An 18420-nucleotide genomic window follows, 5' to 3' on the forward strand; every position below is an offset into this window, starting at 1 on the left:
GAACATGGATATCGCAGCATTATCCACAGGTATGAGTCAGGCCAGCTTGGCCCAAGCCGTAAGTGTGAAGGTAATGGGTATGGCTAAGGATCAAGCCAATGAACAAGGACAAGCTTTGGTACAGATGATGGAAAAAAGCGTACAACCACACCTTGGAGGTCAACTGGACATCCGCGCATAAGTACATCTTATTCATGTTTAAAAGCGATTCTACTCAGGTCTGTACAGACCTGAGTAGAATCGCTTTTTTATCCCCCTATTTTTCGTTCAGCATAAAACGTAGTAAACTAGACATATCGTCCACGACCTCGGTTCGGAGGATAGCGCATTTTAAACACGATTTACATTTAAAGGAGGATACATAGTCTATGAGTTATACTGAATATTTTGAAAAAGCCAGAGAACAACAACTGGGCGAGCTCCAGGAATGGCTGTCCATTCCGAGTATCTCCGCATTATCCGAGCACAAAAAAGACATTAACCAAGCAGCCGAATGGCTGGCAGCCAAACTGACTGCTGCAGGCTTGGAAAACGTTGAAATCATTCCAACTAAAGGCCACCCACTGGTGTACGCAGACCATTTGCATGCACCTGGCAAGCCAACCATCCTCGTGTATGGACACTATGATGTACAACCTGTGGACCCGCTTCATCTGTGGGAAACGCCACCGTTTGAGCCATCCATTCGCGATGGAAAACTGTATGCACGCGGAGCGACAGACGATAAGGGGCAAGTTTTCTTGCACATCAAGGCAGTTGAGGCCATTTTGAAGAAAGAAGGCAAATTGCCGCTAAACATCAAATTTTGCATTGAAGGCGAGGAAGAAGTGTCCAGCCCAAGCCTGCTTGAGTTTTTGCACACCGGCGCTGAACGTCTGGCAGCCGATGCTGTACTGGTGTCTGACACCTCTTTGATCGAAAAAGGAAAGCCTGCGATTTGCACAGGTTTGCGCGGATTATGCTCACTGGAGGTCGCCATCCACACAGCGAACACGGATCTGCATTCCGGCTCCTTCGGTGGCGGTGTGCCGAATGCTCTGCATGCTTTGGTGTCCCTGCTGGCAACCCTGCATGACGACAAAGGCCGCGTTAGCGTCGAAGGATTCTATGACGATGTTGCTCCATTATCAGCAGAAATGAAAGCAGAATTTGCGAAGCAAGGCTTCAATGAAAGCAAGCTGCAACAGGATCTCGGACTCGATTCCCTCTATGGCGAAGAAGGATTCAGCTTCGTTGAGCGTGTTGGGGCGCGTCCTACATTGGAGCTGAACGGCGTATATGGCGGCTTCCAGGGTGAAGGTACGAAAACCGTCATTCCGAAGGAAGCTCATGCTAAGATCACCTGTCGCCTGGTAGCTAACCAGAATCCACAAGATATTCTGGACAAAATCGAGCGCCATTTGCGCGCCCACGTTCAGGCAGGAGCTACCCTGGATATTCAACAAGGTGAGAAAGCAAATGCCTTTAACATCGATCCGTCACATGCGTTTTTGCAAGCAGCAGCGGATGCCTTTGAAAAGGTATACGGTGTTCGGGCCCTGTTTACCAAGGATGGAGGCTCCATTCCGATTGTGGAAACCTTCTCCCGTGTACTGAGTGCTCCAGTTGTATTAATGGGCTTCGGCTTGCCGGATGAGAACCTGCATGCGCCAAACGAGCATTTTAATTTGGAGAATTTCGACAAGGGTCTGCTGACGATTGTTGAGTTTTTGAAATCTGTGTGAGCACATGACAACTTCTAATAGCTAAGGTAATATAGAGAGGGCGAAAGCCCTTTCTATTTTTTTTAGAGGAGCGCTGCACAATATGATTATTCAGTTCATTCGTTTACGGTAATGTGAGGTACAGTTCATGAAAGCTCAACCATTTTTTTCAAAAGTGGGTTGGGTTTATTTGACTGTGCCTTTTTTCATTCACCAAATACGAATGAACGAGGTGCTTTTCCTATGTCCAAATGGAATAAACACGAAATGAAGGCCAGCCTGATTGGCAAGCATCAACATCTTTTTAGTTGTCCTGTATGCTCTCAGCCCATGCGTATGGTGGAAGGCAAAAGCCTTCTATGTACGAATCAGCATTGTTATGATCTTTCAAAACACGGGTATTTACATTTATCCGCCCGATCCCATAAGACCAAATATGATAAACAGCTATTTGCCTCCAGAAGAATGATGTGCAATAGCGGATTTTTCGATCCTTTAAATAAAGCCATAAGCTACACGATGATGAAATTTATGAAGCCACTGTTCGATCATAAATCACACCTGTACTTGCTGGATGCAGGTTGCGGGGAAGGCTCTCATTCGACCCACATTCAGGACAAGCTTACCGGGAAGGGAATCACCGAGCTTACAAACGTAGGTATGGACCTGTCTAAAGAAGGTATTGTGGCCGCAGCCAAAGCATATCCTCATACCCTCTGGTGTGTCGCCGATCTAGCTCATTGTCCATTTGCAAATCAACAATTTGACGCTGTACTCAATATTCTGTGCCCTTCTAATTATGCTGAATTTAAAAGGATTCTTGCAGAGGACGGCCGCATCCTAAAGGTCATTCCCGAACAGCATTACCTTCAGGAATTGAGATGCTTGTATGAACAGAAAAAGCCAGCATATTCAAATGACAATATATTAAGCCGATTTAAAGATAACTTTAATCTTCTATCCGCCGAACGAGTAACCTATCGCTTTATGCTAAATGCAGACCTTGTGGAGCCTTTGCTCCATATGACTCCCTTATCGTGGGGAGCTACAGAAGCCGACTGGCAGCGAATAGAGAAAATAGATTTACCGTATGTCACAGTAGATTTGCTCATCTTATGTGGTAAAAAGTAACATACCAAAAAGCATTCACGCCGTGTGATTACACATGCTTCGTGAATGCTTTTTTTATTAAATACCATCCTTTAAGAAAAACGAGTGTAGCGCAACAGGTGAACCAGCCGATTCAGCCGTTCTATCTCCCGGTCCAGCTCATGCAGCGGCTGTCCGGCCAAAGCAGCGTTCACTCTCCGATCACGTAGCGGGTTTATTTTTCGACCAATGAGTTTGAGCACCGTGGCCTTCCCCATGTTATTCACCACCACATATTGCGTTAGTGGATCAAGCTCAAGCCACAATACATGATGCTCTTGAAAAAACGACAGTAATTGCTTTTTTAACTCCACCAGCTCATGAGGCTCAGCTGCAATTTGCGGATGATGATGAAAAGCCACATAGCCCATCACACGCAGGTCACTTATAATTTGTTCTAAATGAAGTGTTTCGTTTATGTACACATTGCTCGTGCTTATGCGGTTTCTTGCACCATTCGTATGATTTTCCCGGATGACATTCACCACCTGACTATCATTTATTTTAAGATTGATCTTTCTCCATTTCCAATAGCTGCATAAGCCAGCAACCTCCAAACAATAATGCTCCTATAGCAAAAAAAACGGTGTACACCGTATATAACGCTGTCAGTTCAAAAAAGCTATTGGATCGATTAAACAAGATAGCCCACAAACATAGCAGTAAATTGCTACCATTTTGCTGACGAAAGCGATGCTTGTAAATCCGTTGAATCAAAACAGTCAGAAATCCTATCAACAAAATATGATTCAGCAAAACAATCCACACTTCCATCCCTCCCTATTTCACTATAGCGCAATCGGCTTTGAAATGTCAGGGCGTATACAAGCCTTATGAACAAAAAAACAACCGGCTTATACGCCAGTTGTTTCCCGTTCCACAAAGTACTTATTGGTCATATAATGAGCCTTGCCTCTGGAAGTATCAACCATTCCCTTTTTGTTGTCGAGAAAAACAATCTCCCGGCATTTGGTGCAGTACCATTTGGTCCGCTTGAAGGGAGATTCTGTTACATACGATGTACCACATTTGCAATCTACTTTAATTAAGGTTTCTGTTGATTTGTAAGCTTGGGACAGCTCTCTTAAGCCAGTATCCGGCTGTTGAATCGGGATAATGACCTCCTGATAGCTTGAATACTGATTGTGCACTTTAAAGTCAGCCACCAGTTCCGCATGCAGTCCAAAGTACTCTTTGCCAATCTCGGTTACAAATTTCTTGCCAATTCTGTAACACTCAAGCCATTCCTGTATCTGTTGATTAGACAAAGGCACTGTGCCCTTGATACCACTATTTAATGTGTAAGTCATGATGTATAAAGTATCATCTTGTCTATGTCCGTACATGAGAAGCCTCCTTATAATACACTTGATAATGTACTACAAAGCGTTCAAAACATCAATTTTATTATTTGGCAAAAGATATAGTAGCATTTCCAGGTGTAGATTTAATATATTGTGAAAAGCACATAAAGACACGTGCAAGTCTGTTAGAAAAGCAACTAACAATCTGTCAGTTGCTTTGTCTTTCTACATAATATTTGTTGGTCATGTACCAGGCCTTGCCTGCATTCGTGTCCACCATGCCCTTTTTGCGATCCAGGAATACAATATTGTTGCATTCCTTGCATGACCACTTGGTTCTTTTGTGTGGTGACTCTTCTATATAGGAAGCACCACATTTACATTCTACCTGAATAAATGTTTTATACTGGCTATACGCTTCTACCAGTGGGTCCAGATCTACAGCTTTGCGTTCCATTACAGGCTGTATCATGGATATGTGTTCTCTCTGCTCCGAGTATTCATTATGTACCTTGAAATCTGCTACCAACTCAGGGTTTAAACCAAAATATTGTTTGCCCACAACTGTTACAAATTTGCTGCCAATTCGATATGCCTTAATCCATTCCTGCACCTGTTTACTGGATAGGTCGACGGTTCCCTTTATGCCACTGTTCAACGTATAAGTCATCAAGTGTTGGTTGGGTATCATACGTCTTATCGTTCACCTCCGATCAAGAATATACCACAGGTAGTCCTAGGCAAAAACTAATTCCCACTACCTGAGCAACGAGCTTATACACCTTGCGTGCAACCCCCGATTCATCTTCCATCCTGTCGTCATACTGATGTTTAGTTCATCCTTAGACTATCACCAGATGCATTTCTATTTAAATACAACTTTGTGGTACAGCTTTCATTTTCAATTATTTATATGAACTAGCTGCAAAGCACATGGTATTTTCTTCCTAATCTATATAGTACACCACTTGCACACAATTTCCCACATATTTCAGCGGTTTAATCGTTTTTTTCGTCATATATTCACCTTTGCTGATTACAATTACTAGTGGTTTTTCAATATTTTCTGTTGATAAAGCTTTATGGTATCATTGGATATATAATCTTTTCTATTTTCACCTATTAAATAACTCCAAGCAGGTGACCCATGCCGAATCATATAAACTGGATTACCATCACGCTCGGCCTGTAGAAGCTTTACCCCTTGGAATTTCTGCGGGCTGAGCCTTTGCCCAAGGGAGCGTGATGGTAATGAAACCTTATCAAAAAAATCGAAATCAAGCTTATTTTAGACACCACAGAAAGCGGGTTATTCACCGTAAAAAACGGCTTTCAGCTCATTGGGGATGGGTCGTCAAATTCGATGGTACCTTCTCTAAAGGAAAGATCCATTGTTCTTGCTGGATGTGCAGTCAAAAAACAAAACGACTGGGCTATCCCAAATCAGAGCAAGCAAGAATTGCTAGCTGTCAGGAGCAGCTTCAGGATTATCGTTTCTAAACTAAAAAAATGATCAAAACAAGCGATTGTCTATTGTAGAGACACTCGCTTGTTTTACGTTTACAGCCCACTTTTCAGCTACTTTCCTAATTTAAAATATGATAAATCTGATTATGTTTGATCCCCTAACTTATCATAAAACAAAAGCCTTCCCGACCATCCTTCATTGTTGAAGGATCATTGAGAAGACTTTGTACCCCGCAAGGAACGAGAGGTCAGATTTTTAATTCGCCAAGCCTGATTAATTCTACGACCGCCTGTGAACGACCTTTTACGTTCAATTTTTGCATCACATTAGAAATATGGTTACGCACCGTCTTCTCACTAATAAATAGTTGTCCGGCGATGTCACGCGTTGTTTTGTCCTGCACGAGCAGTTCAAATACTTCACGTTCACGGTGAGTTAACAAAAACTTGTTTTTCTGGTCGTTACCCTTCGTCAATTTCACCCCTCCTTGCTCGGGTTTTATGTGGTGTAACAAGGTTAAGGGATACAGTCAACACATTTTATGTCATGTGCTCAGGTATGGTTCGATGTGCGGATAAAAATGGGCATAGGCACCTTACTTACAGCTTTAACGATGAATTGAACTTTGTGTCTAAATTATGTATTGACAGGCATATAGACCAGCCTTATGATAAGAAAAAATGCGACTGATAATCATTATCAAAAAAAAGGTAATTCGATATAGAGATCGCGCAATAGACTATGGTTCAGGGCCTGTTTGGCCAGAAAGGGTGTTCATTGATTATGAAACTACGTTATGCCGTGCCGGCCGGAGTGCTGGTCTCTTCTATTCTGTTTGCAGGTTGCGGACAAACTGGAACTGCGGATCAGCAGCCCGCTGCGACATCCAAAGATACAGGGGCAGCAACACAAACCACGACTGCGGCGGCGACTGCTCCCAATTTTGATCAAGCGGTTGCGGCTTACCGTACCTATGCAACCGAGCAATGCGATACGTTTGTGAAAAAGACGGAAGAATTCACGAACGCAGTCAAAGCTGGCGAGCTGGACAAAGCTAAGGCTTTGTACGCTCCGGCACGTATGTACTATGAACGGATCGAACCCATTGCGGAAGCACTAGGCGATCTGGACCCGAATATTGACGCCCGTGACGGTGATGTGGATGCAGCAGATTGGCGCGGCTTTCACCGTATTGAAAAAACATTATGGGAAGAAAACACTACCAAAGGGTTAAACGAGTATTCCGACCGCCTGCTGAGTGATGCCAAGCTGCTGCGCGCCAAAGTAGAAACAGTTAACATTGATGCCAGCCTGATGGTAACAGGTGCAGTTGAACTGCTGAATGAAGTATCTACCTCGAAGGTAACTGGTGAAGAGGAACGTTATTCTCATACAGACTTGTACGACTTTGCGGCCAATGTAGAGGGTGCTCAAAAGATCTATGACATTTTGAAACCAGATCTGAACCAAAAAGATGCGGCGTTGGAAAAGCAAATCGGTGAACGCTTCACAGCCTTACAGCAGGAGCTAGCTCCTTTCAAAGACGGCGAGGGCTATGTATCGTATACAAAACTGAAACCGGAAGAAATAAAAAAACTGAGTCAGAATCTCGATGCCTTGGCAGAACCGTTGTCCCAAATGGGGAAATTGTTAGGAGTGTAATGATATGAAGGGCTTTAAGCGGCAAAAAGGACAAGAAAAGCCGCAGTATGCGGAATCCCGTAATGAACAGGCTGATCTGGCAAAAAAGGATGCTCAGCCTGCGGATGATGAACAATCTGGAAAAGGTAAATCCGTATCACGCCGTGATTTATTGAAGCTGGCAGGAGTAGGCGGATTAGGTCTCCTGCTTGGCGGCGGTGGCGTGGGCGCTGTGCTGTCAGCCAGTCAGCGCCTCGAAAGCATGATGACAGCGGCAGATACTAAAGATGTGATCCCTTTTTATGGCAAACATCAGGCTGGCATTGTGACTCCGGCACAAGATTTTATCTGTTTCGCCGCTTTCGATCTAATGACCCGCGACAAGGAACAGGTGCGAAATCTCTTCAAGGCCTGGACGGAAGCAAGCGCGACAATGACTTCTGGTGTGCTGCTTGGTACTGATAATGAAAATCTCAATCTCCCTCCTTCCGATACAGGCGAGGCAGCGGGATTGTCTCCGTCCCGGACGACGATCACTTTTGGTGTGGGTCCATCCTTTTTTGATGGACGATACGGTCTGGCAGGGCTCAAGCCTGCCGGGTTCCGCGAACTGCCTCGTTTTCAGGGAGATGCCCTGGAGGAGCAATGGTGCGGCGGTGACATCGGTGTACAGGTATGTGCCAATGACTTGCAGGTCGCTTTCCATGCCCTCCGTAATTTGGCGCGTATCGCCAGAGGCACGGCGGTCCTTCGCTGGACGCAGGAAGGCTTTCAGCGGACAGCACAAGCTGATCCTGCGGGCAGCACCCCGCGCAATTTGCTTGGCTTCAAAGACGGCACGGGTAACCCGGACACGTCCAAGGCAGACGAAATGAATCGGCTGGTGTGGACACAGGCCAATGACGGACCAGCATGGATGGGCGACGGCAGCTATATGGCTGTACGCCGTATTCGTATGCGGGTAGAGGTATGGGACCGTTCAACTTTAGGCGACCAGGAGAATACCTTTGGACGCCATCGCAGCAGCGGTGCTCCACTGGGCAAGACCAAAGAATTCGACAAGCTGGATCTGGCAGCTACAAATCCGGAAGGCAAGCCGCTTACGCCTCCCACCTCTCATGTGGCATTGGCTCATGGGGACGGGAGTATTAATATTTTGCGGAGGTCTTATTCGTATTCAAGCGGATTAGACAAGCAAACAGGACAGCTCGATGCCGGGCTGCTGTTCATCAGCTATCAGCGTGATCTGTTCAAGCAGTTCGTCCACATTCAGGAGAAGCTTGCACGCAGCGACAAGCTGAACGAATACATTATACACAAAGGCAGTGCGGTGTTCGCCTGCTTCCCAGGTGTATCGCAAGGCGGATACATCGGGGATACGTTATTTTAGGAGTAGGCAAGGAAGGGGATTTATATGAATCGGCGCAATAAAAGCTTGAGGTGGGTGTTTGTGCTGGCGGCAGCGCTGCTGACAGCAACTCCCTTCATATCTGGCTCCGGGTCGGCCGCCTTCGCACAGCCAAATGCTAAAGCTGTCTCTAGTGAGCAGCTGATGCCTGTGGTCGGGGGAGCTCTGGTGGAGGCGGGACAAGCCCAATGGGCGGAAGCCTCCAAGGATTTAAAGGAATTTCGCGGTTTATGGGAAATCGTCAAAACCAATGGCGGGGATTCAGCTCATATTGCAGCGATAGATCAAGCTTTGACTGATGCAGAAGAGGCTCTTGCCCATGGCGGCGGGGATTCAGCGAAAGCTGCCTTATCTGTGCTGGCCCGCTCGGTCAATGAGTACGTGACTGCTGCCGAGGGAGATAAACCAGCTCAGGCCGGAGCCAAAGCAGCGGAAAAACTGCTTCCTATGGCAAAGGGCAGTCTGGTTGCCATGCAAAAAGGCGATTGGGCTGCTGCGCGGGCGGATTACGATCGAATCGTTAAAGCCTGGTACCAGGTAGAGGCACCGATTCGTTCGGACCATTTTTCGGTATATAGCTCGCTTGAAACGAAAATCAGCCTCATTCGCATTTCCATGCAAGCGGAGCCTATACGTCAAGCACAGGCTCTCAAGGAAATGCAGGCGTTAACGACGCTGCTGGCTGATTATAGCCAGGGCAAACTTGTGAACACAGGGCAAGGAGCAAATGCAGGCAATGCTGCTGCCGGAGCGGCGAATGGTTCAACAGCCTCTCTGGGCGATGCAGTCACCCTTCTTGAATCCGCCCGTCAAGAGACTGTAGCTAATCAGCCAGAGCAGGCCGCAGACAAGGTGGGGCAGTTTATCGCTCTATGGCCTTCCGTCGAAGGACATGTACAAATTTCCGATCCGGCGTCTTACACTGCGATCGAAAATCAAATGACCGAAACTTCGGGATATCTGCTGTCTTCTCCACCGAATACGGATAAAGCCTTGCAGACGCTGGATCAGATGCTGGACAGGCTCCGTCCGTTAACAGAGCAACGTTCTTATACTGCCTGGGATGCCGCACTGATTTTGCTGCGTGAGGGCCTGGAGGCCATTCTCGTGCTCGCAGCTTTGCTGGCATATGCCAAAAAAAGCGGCGAAGCTGTGGCTGGACGATGGATATGGGCAGGGGCTGGCACGGGGCTGGTGCTAAGCGGAATTCTGGCGGTGCTGTTCACCTCGCTGGTAGCAGCTGCGGCATCGGGCAGCATGCGTGAGCTGCTGGAAGGTGTCACCGGGCTGGTGGCGGTTGTGCTAATGCTAACCGTCGGGAACTGGCTGCATAGCAAGTCCAATGCTGCCGCGTGGAACCGCTTTGTGGAAAGCAGCGTAGGCAATGCGCTGGCACGGGGCAGTCTGTGGTCGTTATTTGCGGTTTCTGCACTTGCGATTCTACGTGAAGGAGCCGAGACAGCTATTTTTTATATCGGTATGGCTCCAGCCATCGACCCCTCGCAATTGCTGCTTGGTATTGGCTCGGCAATGGGGATATTGGTCGTCCTTGCTTTTGCGATCATCAAATTCAGTGTACGGTTGCCGATTCGCGCCTTTTTCCTGACCGCGACTGTACTGATTTACTATCTCGTCTTCCGATTTTTGGGCGAAAGCATTCATTCGCTTCAGGTGGCCGGCAAGCTTCCAGGGCATACGGCGTCCTCGCTTCCATCCATTAGCTGGTTGGGGATGTATCCAACTTGGGAAACCTTTATCCCACAAGCCCTTGTACTGATCTTTATGGTGTGGCAGCTGGTTCGGCAGGAAATACGCAGCTCCAACTCACGTTAAGTCGATACTACAATACTAAAATGTAAAAAAACGCCAAGTCACTGGTTCGATTGATATCGACTCCCATGACTTTGGCGTTTTTACATATTTACCTTACATCCTCAGGCAACGCAATCATGCGCTGATGGTGCAGCAGGTCTGTGCGGTCGCCGTGTTCGCGAATGACATGCACCTCCCCGCGATAATCGAGCAGTTCTGCCGGAGTAGCATGTCCCAAAAAATATAATGGGCTATAGCTCAATCCATAGGCTCCTGCATTCGGAAAAGCAATATAATCGCCCTCGTGAATCGGCGGCAGCTCCGCTTTTTTCACAATACAATCCTCAGGTGTACATAACGGACCGACAATGCTAACTGTCTCAAGTTCTGTAAGAACCTCTGCTGATTGCCTGCGCATAATTCGCACTGGGTAATTGTCCCTTATGCGGCGTCCTCGAAAGGTAGCAGCGGCATAGTGGTTCATGCCGCCATCAGCCACGACAAACTTCTCTCCCTTGGATTCTTTGGTATACAACGCCCGGCAGACATACATGCCTGATTGAGCGACCAGATATCTGCCGCTTTCGATGATCAGCCTAACTCCCGGTATACGGGATTGGGTCTGTTCCGCGAGTTCGTTGAGTCCGTCAATGACATGATCCATATCCAGCGGCTGTTCATGAGCAAAATAAGGTACACCAAACCCGCCGCCCAAATTGATCGTATGCATCGCCACACCATACTGAGCCTGCACCCGTTCTGCCAGCTGCAAGGTATTCGCAAATGAAGCCAAAATCTGATCTGCCTTCAGCATTTGCGTACCTGTATATATTTGAATGCCTTGAAAATATACGTGTGGGCAATCTTCCAGCACCTTAAAAAAGTCATCCAGCTGCCCTTCATCGACCCCAAAAGGGCGCGGAACTCCGCCCATTTTAATGGTTGCCCCCGACAGGTCGTTATCAGGATTGATTCGAACCGCGGCCTTGACCAACACGCCCGCTTGGGCGGCAATGTCCTCTAGTAGACGCAGTTCTCTCACCGATTCGACATGAATGCAGCCGATCCCACAGGCTATCGCCTCGCGCAGCTCGGCTACTGTTTTCCCCGGTCCGGCGTACAGCACGTCCTCCGCAGCATACCCCGCCTCCATAGCGACGAACAGTTCTCCAGCCGAAGCAATCTCGACACCGCAACCTAACGAGCGCAGCAACCCGGCCAAGGCTACGTTACCATTAGCCTTGAGCGCGTAATGTACACGCACGGCTGGATGTAATCGGGCCAGCAATGAGCTGACATGTGCATGCAGCGCGTCTCCATCATAATAATAAAAGGGTGTCGGATGCTCGCCGAATCGCTCCAGTAAAATTTCGTCTTTTTGATACATCTGCTGAATCGCCTCCTCTCTTTGCTTGGATACTCCGTATTTTTTCATTATTCGAATTTCGCCGTTTGAAAACCACGATCACGATCATGCTCATACAGCATAGATTGTCTCACCCGAGCGTGCTGCTTTATGAATAGCTGCCAGCAGTCTGACGCGTTCAGCAGCCTCATGAAATGGAATGGGCTCCGTTTCACCACGGATGATGCTGCAGAAGGCATTCAACTGATTGACATAATAGTTCATGGGCTCAAAAACTGTTTTGCTATGCGAAGATGTCTGTGATGACATGGACAGTGCCGTGGCATCCGTTATATTCACGGCGATATCGTTCTTCATTTCCGTCTTGAGGGTCATCTTATAAAAGCCCAAATTCGCCCGAAAGCAATCCTTTAAGGTGACTACTGCCGAATCAAAGGTCAGTACATGAGCACAGCGATAAGGGCGCTCAAATGAGAAGAGGGCAGATGCCTTTAGTCCACTCGGGTAACGGGCTTGGGCATGAAATGTCCAATCACAGCCATGAGGACCAGCGAAATCCGATTGACTGTGAAATTCCGCCTGCTCCAGTCCAACGACAGCCTGAAGAAATTGGATCCAGTACACACCCAAATCCCAAAAGCACCCTCCACCCTGCTCTGGACGGGATCGGTAATTGTCCGTATGCCCTTCTTTTGCCGGAATGCATAGACTCGTCTCTATGGAGCCTAAGCGACCATAACGACCTGATTCTACGATTCTGCGCAGCTCACGCTGCCAGGGATGATGCTGCACCATGACTCCCTCCAGCAGATAGGTGTTGCCCTGTTCAACGATAGCTGCCAGGGGAGCCAGATCAGCCGTATTCAGGCATAACGGTTTTTCCACCAGCACGTGCTTATGAGCTTGTAAAGCTCTGCCAATCCACTCAGCATGTAAATCGTTGCTGAGCGCTATATATACAGCGTCGATATCTGGGTCTTTAAGCATATCCTCAGCATGACGATAAACGACCTTGACTCCAAAACGCTCTGCCATTTCTTCCGCCTTCGCAACTGTACGATTCGCTAACGCAGTCACGCGGGCTCCTGCAACATGTCGGATCGGTTCCAGCAACGCACGCGGGGCTATAGCCGAACAGCCAATGATCCCAAAGCGAATATCTTGCATCGCAGGTTCTTGCGCAGCCGCGGCAGGGTTCATGATCCCTGCTCCATTCCCGGTGAGCCTGCTGATGCGTGGATGCTATTCACATAACACTCGATATAACGCGGCGTCCGACTGCGCAGCTCTACGATCCTCTGATGCATTTCCTCCAGAATTTGGGCACTACCGCCATAGATCTCAATCCACGTCTCGTAGCGCATACCTAATCCAAGACGTTCCCATAAATCCGCATTATGCTTCTCATGCACACCAAACGGCTCCAGCATAATCAGCGGAGTAGCTGTAGCAAACGAATCAGTCAGGCTGCCGCCGCCGGGCTTGCTGACAATGGCCTGGGCATGACATGCCCGGTCCAGCATGCTATGGTAATCCGGTCCGACCTGAAACACCGTTTCCTCACCCATTTTTACCTCACCGAAAGGTGGAAAGGTATGCTCCCCAGCTTCATTTCGCTGCCATGTTCTCCACTGTGGGTCCATTCGAAAATAGCGTATACTGTCCCGCTGTTCATCCGGTTGATCCTGATCATACAGCAGCAAATCCAGCTCCCAGCCCGCTACTTCCAACCGTCCAACCTTCTCACGGTAGGTACCCATCCCCCAACCGCCGCCATGTACGAATAAGCGAGATTGCCGTGCTTCAAAAGGGATATGCTCTACGGCCGGGATGTCAATATAGTGGCTGACTCTATTTTTATCATTTTCAAACAGGATCGTTTCTCCACAACCATTAGCAAAATGCGGATTATGCTTGGCTAGATTTTTCCAGGAAGGGGAAGGGGTCGAATCCATATACACGATATCCACATGCACGGACTCCGGCTCTCTGCGCTTGCGATACTCCTCCAGTACGTACATCCAATGACCGGATAAGCATATAAAATACCGACGATCCTCCTCTGTCCATTGGTTCAGCAGTACTTCCATCGCTGCAGGGTCCAGTGAATTACGCATGTCTTGCGGAACCTTCTGCGACATTAAGGCCACGGCAAAGTTGTCATGGTAAGCTTTCCGGCTTTTGTCGACCTTGAGACGTGCTGATTCCGGCAGTACATTTTCAAATACATGGATCGCCGTATCCATGCCCAGCCTGCGAAGACCCGCCTGCAGCAACAAGCCAGGGGTATAAAAGCCCAATCCGAAACCGGAACACAAAATCGTTACCTTCCTAAGCTTCTCCGTACTCTTACGCATGCTTATACGCCTCCCGTTTAATTCAGCACTGTAAAATGTCGCTCTGCCAAAAAACGCTCCAGCTTGGTAGTCAATCGCATTTTTTCTTCATCGCTCGCAGTCACCAATTCCAAATAAAGCCGGCCTTTACCTCGCGCCCGTTCGCTTCCAGCAGCTTCTTTTGTACCACTCAAGTCAGGCTGACTCATGCCGTTCCCCTCTGGTCCGCCATCGCCGGCTCCAATCCCACTTATACGAACCTGCTTGGCAGATGATCTGCCTCCGCGCCCGGTTGCATTTCTGCTTGGTACAGTTGTATGACCTACAATCCTGTTCTCACCGTCTCGTCCACCTGTGTTTACATATAATGTATTGGCTCCCAGGGGCATGACACCTTCCTCACGTTCACCTGTAAACAGCAATCCCGCGCCTTCCAGTCCTTCCAGCAGTTCCTCATAGGATAGACTGCCGTCATGGGACAGAGAATAATTCGTCAGCGTGCCACGCATATTTTTCCCGGCCAGATAGGTATCGAGCTGATGCTTGATCAAACTCATCGACTTTCTGGCATTTATTTCGATAATGGGCTCCAGCTTTCCACCACGAAGTGTCATGGAGTCTATGCATACATCGCCGTAATATCCATCCCGATACAATTGCTGTCCCACGTCCTGCATCAAGCTAAAATAACCCTCGCGCTCCAAACGTTCCATAAAGGCCTTGTCTGGCGATAGGGATTCCCGATAAGCGAATTGAGTATTAGCCAGCCATTGCACAGATAGGATGTCAACACATCCATCATCGCCAATCGTAAATTGGCATGAAAAATCCTGCTCTTTCTCCAGAAAAGGCTCCAGCAGAAACAATACCCGTTTGCCTTTGCGCTCCTGTCCACGCAAATACGATACGACCCGGTCCAGCATTTGTGTCGAGGTAATGTGTAGATTGCCTTTGCCCGATACGCCAAAATCATCCTTGATTAAAAAGCTTCCATCCCGCAGCAGTTTACGCCCCGCTTCAGCGACATCTGCAAACGAAGTCACAATATGACCGGGATTGCGCAGACCAAGACTGCGTTTCAGCTCAGAGGAGTAGGTTTTGGCATTTACCCTGCGAATGGTTTCCAGCGGCGGCTGATGCAATGTAATTCCCCAAGCACGTGCGGCCTCCTCCACATGCGGCAACCCCGCAAACGGGCTAAGCACACAGCCTTCCAGTTGAGGAAACCCTTCCCCGGCATCTGTCTTGCGACTGCTCAACAGCTCAAAAACGGATGCGGCCGACACATTGCCCGCCTGTTCCATTCCGTCAGTCAAATCCCGTTCGTTTACAGCCGGATGAAAGCCCAACTGCGCGATATACTGACGATGTACGGGCGAAATGGCATAACGTGTCAATAGAGCGTCTCCAGGCTGGCAAAAGCTAAATAGCAATTCATCCATAGCTGCTACAATGGCAGAAGAAGCCCGGTCAGGCAGGGCGGGCAGAGAAGCCAGCTCGGCATCTCGCCAATAAGCCTCCGCTTCGAACGTTCCCATATATAAATGACGCTGGTTCGGTATCGCATTCATATGACTCGCTTCCTTTCCTGCTTCATTATGAAACTACTACACGGTAGCGCTACTGGCTCGCACTCGTATAATCACGTAGTGCAAACTGCCATATCAGGCGGATAATCGCCAGCAGCCAGAGAGGTGCAAGAAATGCCCATAGCATCAAACCGGGTTGCATTTTGCCGAGAATGAACATTGGAGGAAAATTGCAGATGACAAACACCGGAAGCACAAACAAGCCAATACGCTGAATCAGGTTACTGTACACAGCCATCGGCACATAGTTTGTCTCGAAAATGCTGTTGGATAGCTCTGTAACACCGTTCGTGCGGATAATCCAAAAGGCCAGCAATTGGGGCAGCAGAAACACAGAGTATGCCGTAAGCACTCCGCATGCGAGCAGCACAGCGAAGCCTCCTACGGTTTCCACATCAAATGGCAGTCCAAGACGATACCAGCCAATGCCTGTCATGATTCCACCACCCACGACATTCGGCACAGTATAACCCAGCTCAAATTGACGCAGTGTCACCATAAATTGCAGCGATACCGGCTTCGTCATGAGCACGTCCAGTGAGCCAGTCCGGATTTTGTCAGGCAGGCTTGTAAAATTACTGTAAAATAATCCACTGTAAAATCCGCTCATCATCGTAAACACGCCAATATATAAAAGTATGGCGTCAGGAGACCAGCCGTTAATGTCCGTCCCTGCCCGGTATGGAACCGAGGCGTACAGCAGTTTGATCAACAAATAAGCCGTTTCAACTAGAAAGGCTGTTATAAAATTAATGCGATATTCCATCTGCGACATGACGGAAAACTGGACGAACTTCCAGTACAATCTGAGGTAACGTCCAACGTTTCGAAAAACATGTTTCATGTTAACCTCCCACCGAGACAAAGCGTTTGACTCCGGCTTGCCACACCCAGCGTGATACGGCCGCCAGCACTGCAATCCAGATCCATTGCACGCCAATGCCTTCGGCGGCTTCCAGTACAGTCAGCTTGCCTGTCAACGCATTCACCGGAAAAAATACGGTGTAGCTGAACGGCAGCAAGCTGAACAGACGGGCCAACGCATCTCCAAAAATCGTCAGCGGAAACACGGTACCGCTAGCTACATAAATAACCAGCGACAGCGTGTAAAATAGTCCTGCCGATTCCGTCACCCAAAAGGCTATGCCGCTGAGCGCGTAATAGACCACAAAATTAAGCACAAGCGCTCCCGGCAACGCCAATATGTAAAGCAGGATATGCGACAGCCCGAAGCTGATTTGTCCTTCCAGGCTAAGACATAACAACAAAATAGCAGCCGCCAGCAGCACGACTGCAGACTGTATGACTTTGCCTCCGATAAACCGGCAAAAACGGTAAGCAAAATAATACACAGGCTGTACCATGAATTTTGCCAGTCCGCCTTCCTTGATGTCTGTAGCAATTTCGTATTCAAAGCCCGTGGCAATCAGTTTTCCAGTTACCCCTGCCATAACTACATACACCAGCATTTCCGACAGAGAGTAACCCAGCACACTTGCTTGTCCCGAAGAACCGAATACCGCAAGCCAGAGAAATATTTGTGTCATGATCGGCAACATAAATCCAGCCATTTGAAGCCAATAATTGGCCCGATACTCCATTTCGTTTTGCATGCCAAGCTGGAGTACCTTCACATATTTGTTATTTCGCATCGGCCAGCCTGCCCCCATCGTACAAATTGGCTATCCCCTCTTCCAGCGGGACGTCCTCAATCGTAAAATCAACGACAGGCAGTGCATCTAAAATCTTTTTGGACCAAGTTAACGTATCGTCTGCATCCAGCTCAAATACCGCCTCCAGCTCCGAGTTGGAGCGAAGCTTGCCGAGCCCCGCCAACGCCAGACTGGATACAGGTGTCTCCAATCGAACCTTGAGCAATTTACGAGCACCAATGACCTCGTTCACCTTGTGCAAGTCTCCGTCATACACCAAACTGCCCCCACTGATAATGATGGATCTGGTGCATAAATCCTCAATATCCTTCATGTAGTGGCTTGTCAGCAAAATGGTCGTCCGGTGTGTACGGTTATAGGCTTTGAAAAACTCCCGAATTCGCCGCTGAGAAACAAGGTCCAGTCCGATAGTCGGCTCATCCAGTAAAATGACCCGTGGGCGATGCAGCAGCGCGGCGATCAGTTCCATTTTCATACGCTCGCCGAGCGATAGCCGTCGAACCTGCACATGAAGCTGCTCCTCCACCCCAAGCAGCGTGACCAGCTCATCCAGCGCCTCTTTATAACGGTTATTATCGATTTCGTAAATCAGCTTGTTCAGCTCGAACGACTCGCTTGCGGGCAAATCCCACCAGAGCTGGTTTTTCTGTCCCATCACGATGGAAAACTGACGTTTAAACTCCTTTTGTCGCTTCCACGGGGTAAAGCCGAGTACCGATGCCTCCCCGTCCGTCGGATGGAGAATACCGGACAGCATTTTGAGCGTCGTTGTTTTGCCCGCCCCGTTGGGACCAAGAAATCCGACAATTTCTCCTTCCTCAATGCTAAAGCTAACGTTTTGCACAGCCTTCTTGGTCAGCTGTTCACGCTTAAACAAATTTTGCAACGATTTGCGCACGCCCGGCTCTTTTTTGTAGTACGTAAACGTTTTCGACAATTGGTTTAATGTAATGGACGGCAATGAATTCCCC

General features: G+C 48.3%; 19 protein-coding genes. 7 read left to right on the forward strand and 12 right to left on the reverse strand.

All coding sequences use genetic code 11. The features are described from left to right. Positions 1–4: 4 nt before the first annotated feature. From ACQQ6X_RS19460 to ACQQ6X_RS19470, 3 genes are all read left to right on the forward strand, one after another. Complete coding sequence (locus ACQQ6X_RS19460) at positions 5–181, forward strand: YjfB family protein (RefSeq protein ID WP_064797435.1); 177 nt, start codon at positions 5–7, stop codon at positions 179–181. 187 nt (positions 182–368) lie between these two features. Continuing rightward, positions 369–1724 (forward strand): dipeptidase, encoded by a 1356-nt coding sequence (locus tag ACQQ6X_RS19465; RefSeq protein ID WP_305166659.1) that lies wholly within the window; start codon positions 369–371, stop codon positions 1722–1724. Between the two features lie 222 nt (positions 1725–1946). After that, positions 1947–2834: a methyltransferase domain-containing protein gene (locus tag ACQQ6X_RS19470; protein WP_305166660.1), complete on the forward strand. Its 888-nt coding sequence runs from the start codon at positions 1947–1949 to the stop codon at positions 2832–2834. Positions 2835–2905: 71 nt separating this feature from the next. Here the strand turns inward: ACQQ6X_RS19470 and ACQQ6X_RS19475 are convergent, their stop codons facing one another. The 4 genes from ACQQ6X_RS19475 to ACQQ6X_RS19490 form a co-directional block, all read right to left on the reverse strand. Beyond that, on the reverse strand, positions 2906–3340 hold the full coding sequence (locus tag ACQQ6X_RS19475; RefSeq protein WP_326403403.1) for a hypothetical protein: 435 nt from the start codon (positions 3338–3340) through the stop codon (positions 2906–2908). A 16-nt stretch (positions 3341–3356) separates the two neighbouring features. Continuing rightward, positions 3357–3620, reverse strand: a complete 264-nt coding sequence (locus ACQQ6X_RS19480) for a hypothetical protein (protein WP_305166662.1) — start codon at positions 3618–3620, stop codon at positions 3357–3359. Positions 3621–3706: 86 nt separating this feature from the next. Beyond that, positions 3707–4198, reverse strand: coding sequence for a hypothetical protein (locus ACQQ6X_RS19485; protein WP_013372771.1), 492 nt, complete (start codon positions 4196–4198; stop codon positions 3707–3709). Between the two features lie 166 nt (positions 4199–4364). Continuing rightward, positions 4365–4847: a hypothetical protein gene (locus ACQQ6X_RS19490; RefSeq protein WP_063209336.1), complete on the reverse strand. Its 483-nt coding sequence runs from the start codon at positions 4845–4847 to the stop codon at positions 4365–4367. A 560-nt stretch (positions 4848–5407) separates the two neighbouring features. Here ACQQ6X_RS19490 and ACQQ6X_RS19495 point away from each other — a divergent pair. Further along, a complete protein-coding gene (locus ACQQ6X_RS19495; protein WP_305166665.1) occupies positions 5408–5656 on the forward strand; it encodes a hypothetical protein in 249 nt (82 codons plus the stop codon). Positions 5657–5871: 215 nt separating this feature from the next. On the opposite strand, the gene ACQQ6X_RS19500 is transcribed toward ACQQ6X_RS19495, so the two are convergent. Further along, a complete protein-coding gene (locus ACQQ6X_RS19500; protein ID WP_013372773.1) occupies positions 5872–6099 on the reverse strand; it encodes a helix-turn-helix domain-containing protein in 228 nt (75 codons plus the stop codon). A gap of 308 nt (positions 6100–6407) precedes the next feature. On the opposite strand from ACQQ6X_RS19500, the gene efeO reads away from it, so the two are divergent. Genes efeO through ACQQ6X_RS19515 form a run of 3 tightly spaced genes read left to right on the forward strand, consistent with a single transcriptional unit; the run spans position 6408 to position 10506 of the window. Further along, entirely contained in the window at positions 6408–7286 is an 879-nt protein-coding gene (gene efeO, locus ACQQ6X_RS19505; RefSeq protein ID WP_305166669.1) for an iron uptake system protein EfeO, read from the forward strand. A gap of 4 nt (positions 7287–7290) precedes the next feature. Beyond that, entirely contained in the window at positions 7291–8655 is a 1365-nt protein-coding gene (efeB, locus tag ACQQ6X_RS19510; RefSeq protein ID WP_305166671.1) for an iron uptake transporter deferrochelatase/peroxidase subunit, read from the forward strand. A gap of 24 nt (positions 8656–8679) precedes the next feature. Further along, positions 8680–10506: an FTR1 family iron permease gene (locus ACQQ6X_RS19515; RefSeq protein ID WP_305166673.1), complete on the forward strand. Its 1827-nt coding sequence runs from the start codon at positions 8680–8682 to the stop codon at positions 10504–10506. Between the two features lie 88 nt (positions 10507–10594). Here ACQQ6X_RS19515 and ACQQ6X_RS19520 read toward each other — a convergent pair whose 3' ends face one another. The 7 genes from ACQQ6X_RS19520 to ACQQ6X_RS19550 form a co-directional block, all read right to left on the reverse strand. Next, positions 10595–11872, reverse strand: coding sequence for a type III PLP-dependent enzyme (locus ACQQ6X_RS19520; RefSeq protein WP_305166674.1), 1278 nt, complete (start codon positions 11870–11872; stop codon positions 10595–10597). A gap of 90 nt (positions 11873–11962) precedes the next feature. Further along, a complete protein-coding gene (locus ACQQ6X_RS19525; protein ID WP_305166677.1) occupies positions 11963–13051 on the reverse strand; it encodes a Gfo/Idh/MocA family protein in 1089 nt (362 codons plus the stop codon). Beyond that, a complete protein-coding gene (locus ACQQ6X_RS19530) occupies positions 13048–14208 on the reverse strand; it encodes a UDP-glucuronosyltransferase (protein WP_305166679.1) in 1161 nt (386 codons plus the stop codon). Before ACQQ6X_RS19530 ends, ACQQ6X_RS19525 begins: the two co-directional genes overlap by 4 nt. A 17-nt stretch (positions 14209–14225) precedes the next feature. Beyond that, entirely contained in the window at positions 14226–15758 is a 1533-nt protein-coding gene (locus ACQQ6X_RS19535; protein ID WP_305166680.1) for a hypothetical protein, read from the reverse strand. Between the two features lie 49 nt (positions 15759–15807). Beyond that, the gene (locus ACQQ6X_RS19540) at positions 15808–16620 is read right to left on the reverse strand and encodes an ABC transporter permease (RefSeq protein WP_149034124.1); all 813 of its coding nucleotides are present in this window, start codon (positions 16618–16620) and stop codon (positions 15808–15810) included. Position 16621: 1 nt separating this feature from the next. Beyond that, a complete protein-coding gene (locus ACQQ6X_RS19545) occupies positions 16622–17428 on the reverse strand; it encodes an ABC transporter permease (protein WP_305166681.1) in 807 nt (268 codons plus the stop codon). Next, positions 17418–18410, reverse strand: coding sequence for an ABC transporter ATP-binding protein (locus tag ACQQ6X_RS19550; protein WP_305166682.1), 993 nt, complete (start codon positions 18408–18410; stop codon positions 17418–17420). The genes ACQQ6X_RS19545 and ACQQ6X_RS19550 overlap by 11 nt, the downstream gene beginning before the upstream one ends. Positions 18411–18420: the final 10 nt, after the last annotated feature.

The organism is Paenibacillus ottowii (assembly GCF_050516475.1).
GTDB lineage: Bacteria > Bacillota > Bacilli > Paenibacillales > Paenibacillaceae > Paenibacillus > Paenibacillus ottowii.

What these genes read in the sequence shown, in the direction of transcription:
- ACQQ6X_RS19460 (WP_064797435.1), top strand. Translation starts at nt 5, where the DNA reads ATGGATATCGCAGCATTATCCACAGGTATGAGTCAGGCCAGCTTGGCC.
- ACQQ6X_RS19465 (WP_305166659.1), top strand. Translation starts at nt 369, where the DNA reads ATGAGTTATACTGAATATTTTGAAAAAGCCAGAGAACAACAACTGGGC.
- ACQQ6X_RS19470 (WP_305166660.1), top strand. Translation starts at nt 1,947, where the DNA reads ATGTCCAAATGGAATAAACACGAAATGAAGGCCAGCCTGATTGGCAAG.
- ACQQ6X_RS19485 (WP_013372771.1), bottom strand. Translation starts at nt 4,198, where the DNA reads ATGTACGGACATAGACAAGATGATACTTTATACATCATGACTTACACA.
- ACQQ6X_RS19490 (WP_063209336.1), bottom strand. Translation starts at nt 4,847, where the DNA reads ATGATACCCAACCAACACTTGATGACTTATACGTTGAACAGTGGCATA.
- ACQQ6X_RS19495 (WP_305166665.1), top strand. Translation starts at nt 5,408, where the DNA reads ATGAAACCTTATCAAAAAAATCGAAATCAAGCTTATTTTAGACACCAC.
- efeO (WP_305166669.1), top strand. Translation starts at nt 6,408, where the DNA reads ATGAAACTACGTTATGCCGTGCCGGCCGGAGTGCTGGTCTCTTCTATT.
- efeB (WP_305166671.1), top strand. Translation starts at nt 7,291, where the DNA reads ATGAAGGGCTTTAAGCGGCAAAAAGGACAAGAAAAGCCGCAGTATGCG.
- ACQQ6X_RS19515 (WP_305166673.1), top strand. Translation starts at nt 8,680, where the DNA reads ATGAATCGGCGCAATAAAAGCTTGAGGTGGGTGTTTGTGCTGGCGGCA.
- ACQQ6X_RS19520 (WP_305166674.1), bottom strand. Translation starts at nt 11,872, where the DNA reads ATGTATCAAAAAGACGAAATTTTACTGGAGCGATTCGGCGAGCATCCG.
- ACQQ6X_RS19525 (WP_305166677.1), bottom strand. Translation starts at nt 13,051, where the DNA reads ATGAACCCTGCCGCGGCTGCGCAAGAACCTGCGATGCAAGATATTCGC.
- ACQQ6X_RS19530 (WP_305166679.1), bottom strand. Translation starts at nt 14,208, where the DNA reads ATGCGTAAGAGTACGGAGAAGCTTAGGAAGGTAACGATTTTGTGTTCC.
- ACQQ6X_RS19535 (WP_305166680.1), bottom strand. Translation starts at nt 15,758, where the DNA reads ATGAATGCGATACCGAACCAGCGTCATTTATATATGGGAACGTTCGAA.
- ACQQ6X_RS19540 (WP_149034124.1), bottom strand. Translation starts at nt 16,620, where the DNA reads ATGAAACATGTTTTTCGAAACGTTGGACGTTACCTCAGATTGTACTGG.
- ACQQ6X_RS19545 (WP_305166681.1), bottom strand. Translation starts at nt 17,428, where the DNA reads ATGCGAAATAACAAATATGTGAAGGTACTCCAGCTTGGCATGCAAAAC.